This window comes from Chryseolinea sp. T2 (assembly GCF_037203685.1).
GTDB lineage: Bacteria > Bacteroidota > Bacteroidia > Cytophagales > Cyclobacteriaceae > Chryseolinea.
The window spans coordinates 59,306-73,697 of record NZ_JBBCAU010000015.1 but is presented as its reverse complement, the minus strand read 5'-3'; the positions used below and the strand labels follow the sequence as shown (position 1 = coordinate 73,697).

Genomic DNA, 14,392 nt, shown 5'->3' with positions numbered 1-14,392 from the left:
GCCTGCTTCCGTTTTGGTTCAACGAAACAAAATTCATCGAGCCAAACTATATTTACAAACTGTCAAAATTCCCGGCCCACATTCAGTACAAGCAATAAACTCAATGGGGTTTGATGTGCATTCTACAAATGCGGTTTACGGGATTAGTGATTTCTTTAACAAACCAACACCTAAAAAGTTGCCTTCAATTTTTTCAATGGTTTCCTCGGCTGGCTCAATCTCATCGGTTACAAGCAATAAGTTTTCGGGGCATCAATCTTTCGACCTGTAGTGTGTATTGCGGTCAACAGTAAAATGGTGGCAATTGCGTTGCAACCTGTGAATGAACGGGAATACCTAAAGAGCAACATTGTTTGCCAAAAGTTTGCCATGCGGACAACAAAAAAGGCAGTCACTTTACGTAACTGCCTGATTATCAAGAGCCCCCTGTCGGAATCGAACCAACGACCTACTGATTACAAGTCAGTTGCTCTACCAGCTGAGCTAAGGAGGCAATTCCTTTTTAAAAACCCTGAAATCTGCCCGATTTCGACACCTTCCGTGCCTGGCTTTTGGAATAGAGGTGCAAAAATAAAGCAAGAAAGCATTTTACCAAACTCTCGGGCACAAATCGTTTATCCGTTTGTTGTTTGATGCCATCCGTTCGGGGTCTCTTATTGCATAACATTCTCATGCTTAACTTGTTCAAACCGAAGAGTTCAAACTCACTTGACCGTCATGAGGCACCACAATTACATCTGGCGCAACCTGTTCTTCACGATCCTTCAACCCGGAATGGTCGCTGTGGTTATTCCATGGTGGATTGCAGTGGGTTTACCTGCATATGAAACCTGGAATACTCAGTCCTGGGCCGGTTTGATATTGTTCACTATTGGAAGCGTGATCACACTGGCTTGCATCTATAGTTTTGCCACACGCGGAGCTGGTACGCTTTCTCCCGCCGATCCAACAACGAAGCTTGTTGTGTCAGGACTCTATCGTTACTCGCGCAATCCGATGTACGTCGGTGTGTCTCTTATGCTACTCGGTGACTCACTGTTTTTGCAAAAGCAAAGCGTGTGGATCTATGCTATTGTCGTCTTCGCCGCCTTCAACATCTACGTCATCGCTTTTGAAGAGCCAAGGCTTAGAAAAGACTTTGGAGAGGACTACGACACCTATAGGAAGAACGTGAGGCGATGGCTCTAACGGGTACGGATGTGGCATTGTTTACTAAACACGATGTAGCGAAAAAAAAAGTGCACAACCCGAGGGCTATGCACTTCATTAACTACTAAACACATCCTATTACTACTACACTACACTTATTCGATTGGCAACTATACTACTTACAATTGCTGTTACTTCTCCTGAAACACTCACTACCACTTTCTATCTAATTTTACTTGCAATTAGCTGGACAGTTTACAGAGCACGACCGTAGGTCGTGGCAGCTAATTCTTAACTCTTAATTCTTAATTCTTAATTGCGTCCACGCCCGTACTAGTTCGATCTCGTCCGACTCCCCGTTCTCTGCTGCTGCTGCGCCGGAGCCACCCTCTGTCCGCGCGACGGAGACGACTGTTGAAACTGACTCCGCTCGCGCGCCGGTGCCCCTCTCTGAACCTCCTGATAGGACCGCTGTTGTGGCTGACGATCCTGAGACTGCTCATATGATCGCTGACGTGGCTGACGATCCTGCGATGGCTCGTAAGAGCGCTGACGCATTTGCCGCTCCTGCTGTTCCTGTTGTCGCATTTGTGACTTTTGCAGTTCTTCAAACTGTTTAAACTCTTCATCGCGATTGGAACGTCGTCTTATTTCAACATCTCTTTGCTGACTGCGTTGCTGATTCAATTCACGTTCCCGCTGCACATCATTGAACTCTCTGTCGCGCTGGACCCGATCAAGCGTCCTGTTAACAGGGTTATTGTTCTCATTTCGGAAGTCTCTGCTGTCAGGTGATGGCGTTCCACGGCGAAGACTTTCTATATCCCGAATTTCTTCACTATTACGATCGTCACTTCTGCGCGGTGATTCCATCAGCGACTCGCGTCTGTTTCCTAACTCACCTCTCTGCTGCGCATCACGGAAATCATTATAAGTTCCGGAACCTTGCTGCGACTGCCTGCGGGATTGAATTGCCTCACGACCTTGTTCATTGTCGCGGGTAAATTCCGAAGGAAGAGCGCGGGTTCTTGTTTCATGATCTACCGCAGGCTTGTACAGACTTACTGAGTTTCGGCTCACATCTGTGCGGCCCGGAGCGTTTCTGTCATGTACTTCGTAGACAGGAATGCGTTCGCCATTTCGTTTCTCCACCTCGGACCTTGAAGGACCGGTAAAGTATGCACCGTCATGATCGCGTCTATCCCGCCCGTTGTTGTGATTATTATCACCGTAGTAGTTGTTGTTCACAATTACTGTTGTATGGTTGATCACGTTGACCACCGTTGTACGGGGAACGCAGTGCCTGTACACCTGGCGGTACATCACATAGCGGTAGGGGACGAAATTCCAATAATGATTCGGGATATGACTGTAGTACCCCACGCTCATGCTGACAGACAAACCAGGCATCAGGGGCGCCCAGCCATAATAGCCGCCACCGCTGCGCCACGTTACCCAGGCCGGACCCCATGTGGTGTCCGGAACCCAGAGCCATCCGTAGAAGTCGTCATAAAACCATCGTCCATAGTGAAACGGTGCCCATCCCCAGTTATAATTTGATACCCAGGTGTTGCCATAGGACGTTTGTACCCAATAGCCATTGCTTCCATAGGGAACGAAATCCGCCCCCGCATTTGGCATCCACACATATCCGTAGCGGCCGTGGTCGACCCACGTTCCGTAGGGTTGTAGCTCATCATAAAAAACCTGAAGTGAAACACTTCCCTGTGCATGTGTCACAGTTGCTGCCATCGTACCGACGGCAAACACTGCTACAGCCAACCATTTACTCCAAACCTTTCTCATAGCTGTAAAACACTTATTTACCGCTTAGAAAGAAGTAAAAACTATGCCAGATTATACAGGGGAGCAGAGCGGGTAGAGGTGACGTTACAATTGACGTTTAAACGGCGCCAGAGGCCTTGATTGCCCGTCGGAGCGTGTCCGCATCGGCATAACCCAGCATGCTGGCCACGCGCTGCTTACGGGCTGTGCCCGCCTTAAAAAGCTGTTCGGCGAGGTCCTTTCTGAACTGCAGGGAAACAGTCCGGAATGAGGTACCCTGTTCGGCAAGCTTGCGCTGAAGGGTGCGGGGAGTCATGCTTAATTGCGAAGATATTTCTTCAATGGTAGGAATTTGTCCCCGGAACTCTTCAACCAGGAGTTGCCTGATCCGATAGACAAGGCCGGTCTTTTCGCGCATCATCGTCCTTTTGGCCGTAAGCAGCGACTCGAAAACGTTTCGGAGAGATTCGTCATGCGAAGTCAGCTCCAAATCCATATCGCGGCGTCGCATAACGAGCGCATTGCGCGAAGCGCCAAATACTACCGGCGCCCGGAGAACTCGTTCGTATTCATTCTTTTCGCGCTCACTGTATTTGATTTCCACACGCACGGGTATGGCCCTGTTGAAAGTAAGGGATCGGAATGCCTGACAGAATGAAGAGAGGGAAATCTCTGCTGCCTGTCGTGCACTGCTCTCGTTGTATTGTTCCCATAAGGTGACAGGCTGCATGGTAAATATCGCATAATCACCTTCATATTCGAATCCATATTTCACCACGGTCGAGATCGTTTCATTGTATTGACAAATCGTGCGAACCGCTTCTCCCACGGTGCGGCAACTGCGCGCAAGCATCCCAAGAAGTCCAAAATTATTGGCGGCACTTTCATGTACGCCCAGGTGAAGACCCAGGAGCGGATCTCTAGTCATCTCGACAGCATTTGTCCAGAAGTCGCGGGATGGATCGGGCTGCCAGTCCACCATTTCTTCTCCATTGTTCAGCTGCTCTGGTGTAACGCCCACGCGGCGGCATAGTTCATTTAAATCTGCACCATGATCAACGGCGCCATAGATGAGTCCCCTCAGGATTGATATTTGAAACTGCATGTGTCGTATTCCGTCATTTTATGTCGTGAACTACCGGCATCATTCCTCCACCGCCGGTGAAACATCTTCGTTCGTATTCATCAGGAACCGGCAGGCAGGTCACGTGATCTGACGATGCCACTCCCCAACAAACTAACCATTTAAAACTACATGAGACTTTTAAAGCGCGCGGCGATGATCATCGTCTGCCTGTTATCTCTGTTTGCAATTTACATTCAATTGACCTTTAAACGAAAGTTCGACGTGCCGGTTACAGGAATCAAAGCCAGCACTGACTCGGCCATTGTTGCGCGGGGAAAGTATATCGTGAACGGCCAGGCCCATTGTTATCACTGTCATATGCCCGATTCCATGAAGAAGCTCGGGCCTCGTGAACCGCTCATTGGTGGCTATGCGTTCAAAACACCATTCGGGGATATCTATACGCCCAACATCACTTCCGACAATGCTACCGGCGTCGGTGCCTGGACCGATGAGGAGCTGGCGCAGGCGCTTCGGTATAATGTAGATCACAACAAGAACGCACTGGTGGGAATCATGCCTTTTAATTCTATGTCGGACGAAGACCTGACGGCAGTAGTTTCCTACATGCGTACGATGAAGCCTGTGCGAAATGCCGTACCTGAACACGATATCAATATTCTTGGCAAGGCGCTCATGCGATTCGTCATTGGACCGGTGGAAGCTGAGGTTTCACACCTTAAGCCGGACTCAAGTGCGGCCTATGGAAAGTACCTGGCCTATACGGTTGCAAACTGTAACGGATGCCATACACGTCGCGGCGCTGCAGGTGGATATGAAGGAGATCCGTTCGGCGGTGGCAACGAGTGGAAGACGGAAAACGGAACCTTCATTTCACCGAACATCACTCCAAACGATACCGTCGGGCGCATTGCTAAATGGAACTACGAGGTATTTGAACGTCGCTTCCGTGCCGGCAAGCTGATGGAGGAAACGCCAATGCCCTGGGAAAACTTTCAGGAAATGTCGGAGTCTGACCTCAAGGCGATCTATAACTTCCTGCAGTCGCTTGAACCATCGAATCACGTAGTGCAGACCACATTTAAGCCAGCGCCCTCAACAGAGCCCGCTCACCAGGCAAGTGGGAGATAGTCGTGAGTCCTGAGTCCTGAGTGGAATACGTTCCTGAGCCCATTAAACTACCGGAAACTAGGGCGTGATGCAATAACGTAGGTGCTTCACAGTAGGATAAGTCCAGAGAAAAGGCAGGATTGAAGTTGATGATTTCAATCCTGCCTTCTTTACATCAGGGTCAAGCCCATTACAGTTCAGGCTCGCTCAATGCGAAATGATTTTAAACGCGCAGGAACAACTTCTGGCGATACATAAAATAGAGGAACAACCATTCGACACCAACAAAGCAGATGGCAAAGGTTACCGAACCCAGATCGCCTGAAAGCTGGATGAGCCACTTGAACAATGCCTCGGTCGTGAAAGACCAGTTGATAAAGTTCGGCGACATATAGATCAGTATCGAGTTCATGCCGATCACACTGAAGAAGAAGGCCCACTTCCGGTATCCCTTAATGTCGATGATGTAGTAGAAAATGCCGAGGAGAATAAGGCTCCATCCACCAACCCAGAGGGTAAAGGAACTCGTCCAGAGGTTTTTGTTGATGGGGAACACAAAGTTCCAGAGACCTCCCAGAACGAGAGCCGAAACACCCATGATCTCCAGGAGAGCGGCCTTGCGCGGCATGGAGAACGAAGTGTTCTTCAGCAAACGTCCTGCATAAATGCCCAGCAATGCTGTACTGATCGCAGGAATGGTAGACATCACACCTTCGGGATCGTGAATGCCGAGGTACAAATGACCTGGCATGATGCTGCGATCGATATACGACATGATATTTCCTTCCATGGTGAGATCACCCGCAGCATAGCCTGGCGCGTGACCGATGAGGATCAATCCCCAATACCCAAGCAGCAGCGCCCAGAACCAGATGATCTGTCCGCGTTCCTTTGTATAGAGGTAGATGATGTTGGCAAACATATACGCAAGGCCAATGCGGCCGAGCACGCTGCCAAAGCGCATCTCGGCAATTGGCTTGAGTTCAAGTCCATTGTTGGCGATGATGCCGAACAATACAAGAATGAGTCCGCGGCGTATAGCCTTCATCATGATCTGCTGACGCGTCTTACCCTTCTCCAGTTCACGCTCAGTCGAGTAGGGGGTAGCAACACCCGCCATGAAGAGGAACAATGGAAAGATGAGATCATAGAAACGGAAGCCGTGCCACGCGGGGTGTGTTAGCTGATTGGCCCAGCCTTCGAAAAAGGAAGAGCCGGTTACTTTTGCGATCGAGTGAATGATTTCTTCACCGCCCATGATCCAGAACATGTCGAAGCCGCGCAGAGCGTCGAGCGAGTACAGGCGTTGCGTTGGTGCACTTGAGGCCATGTTATTGAAGTACTTTACTTGATTTCGTTGATTCTTAAATTCCTGAAGCGCACCACCGAGCCGTGCCCTAAAAATCCTATGTGTCCTGAATGGCGCTGCAGCCCGGGATGATCTTTGTGATCAGCCGTACCGTTGGCGGTAGCTTTCTTCAGATCGCCATCAACAATAACGGTTCCGTTAAGCGTTATCCTGATATGATCTCCCTTTACATAAACCTCCTGCTCATTCCATTCACCAACAGGCTTCAGGTAATCGCGTTTAGCTGCGAGTATTCCGTACACAGAGCCATGGTACTGATAGGGCTGGAGTTGTGCGTACTGTGGTGAGGTGTTATCGAGGATTTGTAATTCTTTTCCCACGTAGGCGGCATCACCTTCAAGCGGCGCGTGTATACCCAGACCGTTGTTCGCGCCGGGAGTAAGCTGGAACTCAAAGCGCATAGTGAAGTCAGAGTATTCTTTCTCAGTATAAAGGTTGCCGTGGCTCTTTTCGCCAGGATATAAAGCAATCGTGTTGCCTTCAACAACATAGTCGGTCTTGTTGCCAATCCAGTTGTCTAATGTCTTACCGTCGAACAGCGGTTTGAATCCGGCCTTTTGTTCTTCAGCACTTACCTGGTACGGTTTAGTGTTAAGTTCTTTTACATAGATATTCCGGAATGCAAGATCAGTTCCGTGCGCCTGAAGTTCGATTGCTTCTTCGGCAAAGATTGGAAGACTTCGGTCCCAGTAGTTTTCGAGCACAACGCTGTCAACCACAAGGACACCATTCAGTTTAACCCAAACGCGCTCTCCGATCATTCTGACATGGAAGGTGTTCCACTCGCCAATAGGATTGTCGGCGACGGTTGAGGGTTTGCTGGCGCCTTTCTGATTGTTGTATAGTCCACCTGAACCCACCTGTGCGCCAACATCACGACGTGTGGTGTCCCAGATCTGCACCTGGGGAGATCCTCTGAGGTAGATCCCGCTGTCGCCGTTCTTCGAGATCTTCCAGTCGACGTACATTTCAAAATCGCCATACTTGCGTATAGTGCAGAGGTTGGCACCATCGCCCTGGAACACGATCATGCCATCCTTCACGCTCCAGTTCTTGCTTACTTTGGCGTTGGCTTCCTGTTGTTTCTTAGCCAGCACAGTTGCAGTCATCTTCGAGCGTTTGATGGGATCTTCAACAAGTCCCTGCCATCCGCCGAGGTCTTTGCCATTAAAGATCGACTCATAGCCGATCACATGCGGCATCTTTTCAAGGTAAGTCATGATGTCGATCTTCTCGTACTGACTGTCACCACCGGTAAGTTTGTCGGCCATTCTGTTCAGGATCTTACGCACCTCAACCCCGCTAAGGCCCGCGCGACCATCGGAAGCAGGCAGCGCCACAGTCATCGCCGAGCGGCTGGCGACGCTTCCAAGTTCAGGATCATCGAGATACTCCGACACAAATACAAGGGAGAGGAATGTCCTGATACTTCCGGCGGCACGAAGTGCTGCTGCCTTCTGTTTCTTATCTGTTGAAGTCGACATCACCTCGCGCACAAGCAATAACTTCTGATCGTCCGGAAGGTTTGACTTTACAACGTGCGACAGAATTGATTCGCTCGCTGCATTGTGATAGGATTGAAGCGAAGGATCTTTCAGAATCTTCATCAGAGCCCGGACTGAACTTTCGTCGGGCCAGTTGGTAAGCGCGGTAAAGGCAGCCTGCTTTTGTGCGCCATCGCCGGAGCTGAATGCTGCAAGTACTTTTGTCAATGCATTCTTATCGGGAGTGTAAGGAAGTACCGGAATGATCTTCAGGGGCTCGCTCTCATAAGCTTTTAAAACGGCACTTGCGCTCTTTTCATCGACGGAGGCTATAAGCGCAGACTGAACGTCCTGTACGCGCGCCTCATTGGCTGTAGTCGACAACAGCTTCAGCAGCGCGTCGACATTGCCCGAAGATGAAACCTTTGGCAAGGCCTGGTAGGCAGCGATTTTCACGCTGTCGCCTGATGCACCTGTCAATGCTTTCACATCTTCAAACTGGTCTGTGGAGCGCTTGCCTGCGAGTAGCCTGATCAATGCGATCTTGTGAACATCATCAGCTGCTGAAAGCTTTTGAGCAATGATTTTGCCATCTTCCCTGGAAGCGAGCTTGCTGATCGCCGACGATGCTGCCTGAATATCCATTGCATCGGCAGAGCTCATGAGGTAATCAAGCAATGGCGCGATGTACTTCTTGTTCCTGCCGAGTGTGAGTCGTTCAGCTGCAGCCATACGCGTTTCTGCTGATGTACTTTTCAATGCAGGCACAACCTGAGCGTCGAAGAATGTCTCCTGAGCCGCGGCATTGCCTCGTCTCGCGTCGGCGAGAAGATTAAGCAGATCTGCCTGGCGAGCGCCCTTGGCTGCCTTGTATTCTTTCATCCACGACTTTTCGCCGGAGATAGCCGTCGGCACTGACAGCTTCAGCACTTCGCGCTGATATTCTGTATCAAACTTCTTTGATTCTGCGATCAGCACCTTCGTTGCTTTATCGGGCGACCCCTTTACCAAAGCCCCGAGTGCAGCAAGACGAATATGTTGCAGTGATGGATCATCAGTGCTTGCAAGGACCTTCTGTGCAAGGTCAGCTGCAGCCGAAGGGTTGGCAACCGAAAGTCCGCGCATGTACTCAACCAATGACTTTGCAGCTTCAGTGCTTTCAGCTTTAAACTTTACTTGCTGAGCCTGCGTGAGCAGAGTATTAGAGGAAGCCGGGTCTGCAATTCTCGCCAGTGCCCACAACGCCTGCCTCTTTATTTCCTGGTCCTGGCTGGTTGCCAGCGACGCCAACGGGGTGGCTGCTGGCGCATATCGCAAAGATCCCAGTGCCTTGATCAGCTTTGGCTGTACATCGGCCGAAGCGGAGGGAAGTGCAGCAAGCAGTGCCTGCTTTGATGCCTCGCTATTGATCGTCACGAGCAATCCAATCGCCGGATCAACTAACGATTTGCTGGCAAGCAATGGCTTCACCTTGTCGATCGACGCATCTGATGCTACAAGATTCAGATTAGTCAGAAAGTATTGTTTTACCTCATCGTCCTTCGCATCAGCCATTGCGCCGAGGTATACGTTTTCAAGAACTTTCTTCTGACCCGCGTCTGCAACGGTATGGGTAAGCAGAGATATGGCGTAGCGCGGCTTCACACCTTTGTTCTGTCCATTTGGGACTACCAGCGACGTGAGCTTGCTGAGGTTCGATTCTCCGGATGCCATCAGCTCCTTAAACAAACGCTGTTCATCTTTTGCGTTGCTGGCAGGCAATTGCTCCAGGACTGCTGTGAGAGCATCCTGTGCGTGTAGCCCGGAAGGTAGCGCAACGAGAGCACTTATATATACGAGGCAGCAAAGGGCCGCGGCTTTTATCTTCTTCAAGATCATGCTCTTCTTAGTTAGATTTTCCATGGTCCTCTCATCGGCTGATCGATGAGCCTGTTGGCGGCATCATCATTGATAAATACCTGCTTCACCGGATCGAACTCCAACGACCGGCCCAGTTGCAGGGCGATCTTTCCCATGTTTACAATAGTGGCGGAACGATGACCGTTGATCTCATTCAATGCGAACTTAGAACGCGTCTTCACAGAGTCGCTGAAAAGTCCTACCTGTGTAACAGGATCAGGCATCGAATCGATCACCTTCATCACGTTTGGAATATCAGACCTGAATCCGCGATATACTTTGCCTTTCGGTCCTTCGATATAAGGCGCATTCAAATCCTTATTTTCTCCATCCAGAACGATCTTGCAACCATCCTGATAGGTGAACTCTATACGTCTCCATGTGCCAACGGCGTCATCATGCTGCTGAGGAGCATCAACATCCACGCGCACCGGACTTGTGTCATCTTTCCCAAGGAAATACTGAACAGGATCGATATAGTGCTGGCCCATATCGCCGAGACCACCGCCATCGTAATCCCAATAGCCTCTGAACGTACTGTGAACACGATGCGGGTTATATGGTTTGTAAGGCGCGGGACCAAGCCACATGTCGTAGTCAAGTTGTTCGGGAACCTGCACAGGCGCGAGGTTGTCTTTACCGACCCAGTAGAATTTCCAGTTGAAACCAGTAACACCGCTAATGGTGACTTTCAATGGCCATCCCAGCGCGCCGCTGTCAACAAGTTTTTTAATTGGCTGCACGGTAGTGCCCATTCCATAGAAGTTGTCCTTGAATCTGAACCAGGTGTTCAACCGGAACATGCGACCATACTGAGCCATGGCTTCCACCACACGCTTTCCTTCACCGATGGTGCGCGTCATTGGTTTCTCGCACCATACGTCCTTGCCCGCCTGTGCTGCCATAACCGACATGATACCATGCCAGTGAGGCGGCGTTGCAATGTGAACAATGTCTATGTCAGGCTGAGCGATCAGTTCGCGGAAGTCGTGGTACCCGCGCGGTGTTCCGCCAGCAAGAGCAATTGCTTCTTTAAGGTGAACGCTGTCGACATCGCACATGGCGACGACACGAGTGCCTTCATAAGGAATATGTCCGCGGCCCATGCCACCGACGCCGATTATCCCTTTGGTAAGGGTATCGCTTGGAGGTAGGAATCCTTTGCCCAATACATGTCGGGGAACTATGCTGAAGCCGGCAACTGCCAACGCTGTCGCCTTGATGAACTTGCGCCTGCTGAGTGATGACGGCGACTGGGTTCGTGATGGTTTCATGAATAGGTTAGGGGTTAAATTAAACTGACACTGTTCAGCTTTAAGATAGCGCAATAAGAATATTTATGTCATGATTTAAAACAACTTTGAATAATTCGTTGGCCGTTCGGCCTTCGCACACAGGCACAGCTATGGTTGCCATTAGCAGCCTGCCACGTTCGCCGCAATATGCGTCCTGAAATACGCAATATCATCTGTCTATGAATTTACGGCTCAAGTTGATACCTTGTTCACTACTTTACCCGATGGTTTTTTTGAATCGCGAAACTCATGATGAGATCGTTATATGCTTTAGCCGCATCACTGTTTATCATTCTGGCGGCTTGTAATCGTGACCGAACAGTGCCCGTTCCTGAGTTGCATTTACCCGATGATCTCGAAGCAACATTGTGGGCCGAGTCTCCGATGTTTTATAATCCTACCAACATTGATGTTGACTTCCGCGGACGCGTGTGGGTTGCTGAAGCAGTGAACTATCGAAACTTTAACAACGACTCAACGAAAGCGCTTCATCATAGTAAAGGCGATCGTATTGTTATTCTGGAAGATCGCGATCAGGATGGACGTGCCGAATCTTCAAAAGTATTCATTCAGGATAAAGACCTGATCTCACCGCTGGGCATCGCAGTGATTGGCAGCAAAGTTATCGTGTCATGCTCGCCTCGTCTTATCGTGTACACCGACAGCAATGGTGATGATGTTCCCGACAGCAAAGAGATATTCTTAACAGGCTTTGGAGGCTACGATCACGACCATTCATTGCATGCCGTGGTGGAAGGACCTGACGGCAATTGGTATTTCAATACCGGTAATGCAGGTCCTCACGTCGTTAAAGACAAGGCCGGCTGGACGTTGAGGTCAGGGAGTTTATATACCGGGGGAACGCCTTACAATAAAGTCAACCAGGGCAACATGAAGAGCGACGACGGCCGCGTGTGGGTAGGAGGTCTTTGTTTACGCATTGCGCCGGATGGAAAAGGTCTGAAAGTGATGGGGCATAACTTCAGAAACAGTTATGAAACCGCTATAGATTCTTATGGCAACCTGTGGCAGAATGATAATGACGACCAGGTTGTTGCCTGTCGAACGTCATGGCTACCCGAAGGAGGGAATGCAGGTTATTTTAGTAATGATGGAACGCGTTACTGGCAGGCAGATCATCGTCCCTGGCAGGATATCTTCACGGCGCACTGGCACCAGGATGATCCGGGTGTAATGCTTGCAGGCGACAGGAGCGGAGCGGGTGCGCCTACCGGAATCATGCGTTATGAAGGAGATGCACTGGGAGAAAAATACAAGGGTATGTTGTTCAGCGCAGACGCCGGGCGCAATGTTGTTTTCTCATATAACCCAAAGCGCCAGCAATCGGGATTTAGTCTTGATAGCAGAATGAATTTTGTATCGTCACTGGCAGCTGACAATCCACTCTATGTTTGGAATGACACGGCGCAGAACCGTGACAAAACCAAATGGTTCAGGCCAAGTGATATCGCAGTGGGAACTGACGGCACATTGTTCGTAGCCGATTGGTACGATCCTGTTGTGGGTGGCCATCAGATGGGAGACAGCACGGGATATGGAAGAATATATCGGATTAAGCCTAAAGGAAAGAATCCGTCGAGGCCGGACCTCGATACGACCAGAGTGGAAGGTCTGATAGAGGCGCTTCAGAATCCTGCGATAAATGTAAGAGCATATGCCGCGAGCATGCTGGTGCGCCACGGCGAAGAGGCAATATCGCAGATCACGCCGCTTTTGGAAAACAACGATGAGTTCATTCGTGCGCGCGCGCTATGGCTGCTCTCGAGAATGGGACCGAAGGGTCGTGCAAAGGTTGAGGCCTTCTTATCACAGCCTGTAAGCGCGCTGAGAGCGGTAGCCTTCAGGGCGTTGTGTGCTGGCCAGGAGGATGTTGTTTCTCTGGCAACGAAATTAGCCGCTGATTCGTCGGCATTTGTGCGCCGTGAGGTAGCCGTTGCGTTGCGTGATATCAGCTATGAGAAAACGAAGCCATTGCTTGTGAGTCTTGCGAAGACCAGCAGTGGAACAGACCCGTGGTACATCGAATCAATCGCTGCCGCCTCCGGTGATCACGGCACTGATTTTTATCAATCCATGACCGATGAGGGCGTGATCGGTAGTGACCCGCTTCACTGGAATGCGAGGACAGCAGCCTTCGCCTGGCGGCTGCATCCGGCCTGGCTCGTTCCCGATCTGAAGACCCGGGCCGGCGCGTCAACGCTCCCGGAAAGTGAACGGTCAAAGGCGTTGACAGCACTGAGCTACATCAATACAACGCAGTCGGTACACGCAATGCTTGATTTGGCGGCGTCGGGCATCCCGCAGGTCGCATCAGAAGCCAAATACTGGCTGGCCTTTAAGCAAAGCAATGATTGGGTCGATTTGATCGACTGGCAGAAGAGCGGCATCGATCCTGAAACGGAGAAGCGCATCGCCGACATGACCGTAAGATTGAAGAAAGTTACCAACGAGGAGCTGCCACTGGACGAACGCAAGTGGAACGCCCGCGACATGGCGCGCGACGAGACCGGTGCTCAAATGCTGATCGATCTGGTTGCTGCAGGAAAAGTTCCAAAGACCCTGTATCCTGCCATCGAAGCAGAGATCTTCAAGAATCCTTCAATAGCTATCCGCACACAGGCAGGTCACTACTTTACAAAACCCGGCGTCAGCAGAACCTATTCCATTCCGGCAATAACGCAACTGATACCCGACGGTAAAAAAGGTGAAGTCATCTTTGGTAAAACTTGTGCGCCGTGCCATAAGGTTGATGCTGTGGGAAGCGATATTGGTCCGGAGTTGTCTCACATCGGTGGTAAGTATGATCAGGGCGCATTGCTGGATGCGATCGTCAACCCAAGCGCCGGCATTGTCTTCGGTTATGAGCCCTATCTGGTATCAACACGTGAAGGAACTTCCTACTTTGGATTTCTCGTTGCCGACGGGCCTCAAACGGTCGTGGTAAAGGACCTTGCCGGCCGCCGCCACACCATCAGAACCGAAACCGTTACATCCCGCAAGCGCCAGGAAAATAGCCTGATGCCTGAGCCGTCAACTTTCGGATTGTCAGAACAGGACCTTGCTGATCTGTCTGCGTTTTTGTTAAAGCATAAATAGATATTGATCTGTCATCGGCAAAGCGGTAACTTACCAATCGATGCAATTCCTATTGAATACCAATTGAGCGGCATCATCAAATCACTAACCCACCTTT

Annotated in this window: 9 protein-coding genes and 1 tRNA gene; 4 read left to right on the top strand and 6 right to left on the bottom strand. The window is 50.3% G+C overall.

The genetic code is table 11. From position 1 onward, the window contains the following. On the top strand, nucleotides 1–271 hold a 271-nt coding region (locus WBG78_RS30130), incomplete at its 5' end, for a hypothetical protein (RefSeq protein ID WP_337330262.1). 149 nt (nucleotides 272–420) lie between these two features. Here WBG78_RS30130 and WBG78_RS30125 read toward each other — a convergent pair. Next, nucleotides 421–493 (bottom strand) — tRNA-Thr (locus WBG78_RS30125). Between the two features lie 224 nt (nucleotides 494–717). Between WBG78_RS30125 and WBG78_RS30120 the strand changes: the two genes are divergently transcribed. After that, on the top strand, nucleotides 718–1,188 hold the full coding sequence (locus WBG78_RS30120) for a methyltransferase family protein (protein ID WP_337330261.1): 471 nt from the start codon (nucleotides 718–720) through the stop codon (nucleotides 1,186–1,188). Between the two features lie 294 nt (nucleotides 1,189–1,482). Here the strand turns inward: WBG78_RS30120 and WBG78_RS30115 are convergent, their stop codons facing one another. Together WBG78_RS30115 and WBG78_RS30110 are read right to left on the bottom strand one after the other, a co-directional pair. Then, nucleotides 1,483–2,955: a DUF6600 domain-containing protein gene (locus WBG78_RS30115; RefSeq protein ID WP_337330260.1), complete on the bottom strand. Its 1,473-nt coding sequence runs from the start codon at nucleotides 2,953–2,955 to the stop codon at nucleotides 1,483–1,485. A gap of 97 nt (nucleotides 2,956–3,052) precedes the next feature. Next, a complete protein-coding gene (locus WBG78_RS30110; protein ID WP_337330259.1) occupies nucleotides 3,053–4,039 on the bottom strand; it encodes an AraC family transcriptional regulator in 987 nt (328 codons plus the stop codon). A 150-nt stretch (nucleotides 4,040–4,189) separates the two neighbouring features. Between WBG78_RS30110 and WBG78_RS30105 the strand changes: the two genes are divergently transcribed. Next, nucleotides 4,190–5,152, top strand: coding sequence for a c-type cytochrome (locus tag WBG78_RS30105; protein WP_337330258.1), 963 nt, complete (start codon nucleotides 4,190–4,192; stop codon nucleotides 5,150–5,152). A 202-nt stretch (nucleotides 5,153–5,354) separates the two neighbouring features. On the opposite strand, the gene WBG78_RS30100 is transcribed toward WBG78_RS30105, so the two are convergent. From WBG78_RS30100 to WBG78_RS30090, 3 genes are read right to left on the bottom strand one after another with little or no spacing between them, the layout of a single operon-like run. Beyond that, nucleotides 5,355–6,461 carry an acyltransferase family protein gene (locus tag WBG78_RS30100; RefSeq protein WP_337330257.1) on the bottom strand — a complete coding sequence of 369 codons (1,107 nt, stop codon included), beginning with the start codon at nucleotides 6,459–6,461 and terminating at the stop codon, nucleotides 5,355–5,357. 14 nt (nucleotides 6,462–6,475) lie between these two features. Next, nucleotides 6,476–9,886: a family 16 glycoside hydrolase gene (locus WBG78_RS30095; protein ID WP_337330256.1), complete on the bottom strand. Its 3,411-nt coding sequence runs from the start codon at nucleotides 9,884–9,886 to the stop codon at nucleotides 6,476–6,478. Then, nucleotides 9,874–11,157 (bottom strand): Gfo/Idh/MocA family oxidoreductase, encoded by a 1,284-nt coding sequence (locus WBG78_RS30090; protein ID WP_337330255.1) that lies wholly within the window; start codon nucleotides 11,155–11,157, stop codon nucleotides 9,874–9,876. The genes WBG78_RS30095 and WBG78_RS30090 overlap by 13 nt, the downstream gene beginning before the upstream one ends. A gap of 270 nt (nucleotides 11,158–11,427) precedes the next feature. Here WBG78_RS30090 and WBG78_RS30085 point away from each other — a divergent pair, with 270 nt between their 5' ends. Next, nucleotides 11,428–14,295, top strand: coding sequence for a PVC-type heme-binding CxxCH protein (locus tag WBG78_RS30085; RefSeq protein WP_337330254.1), 2,868 nt, complete (start codon nucleotides 11,428–11,430; stop codon nucleotides 14,293–14,295). Nucleotides 14,296–14,392 lie beyond the last annotated feature (97 nt).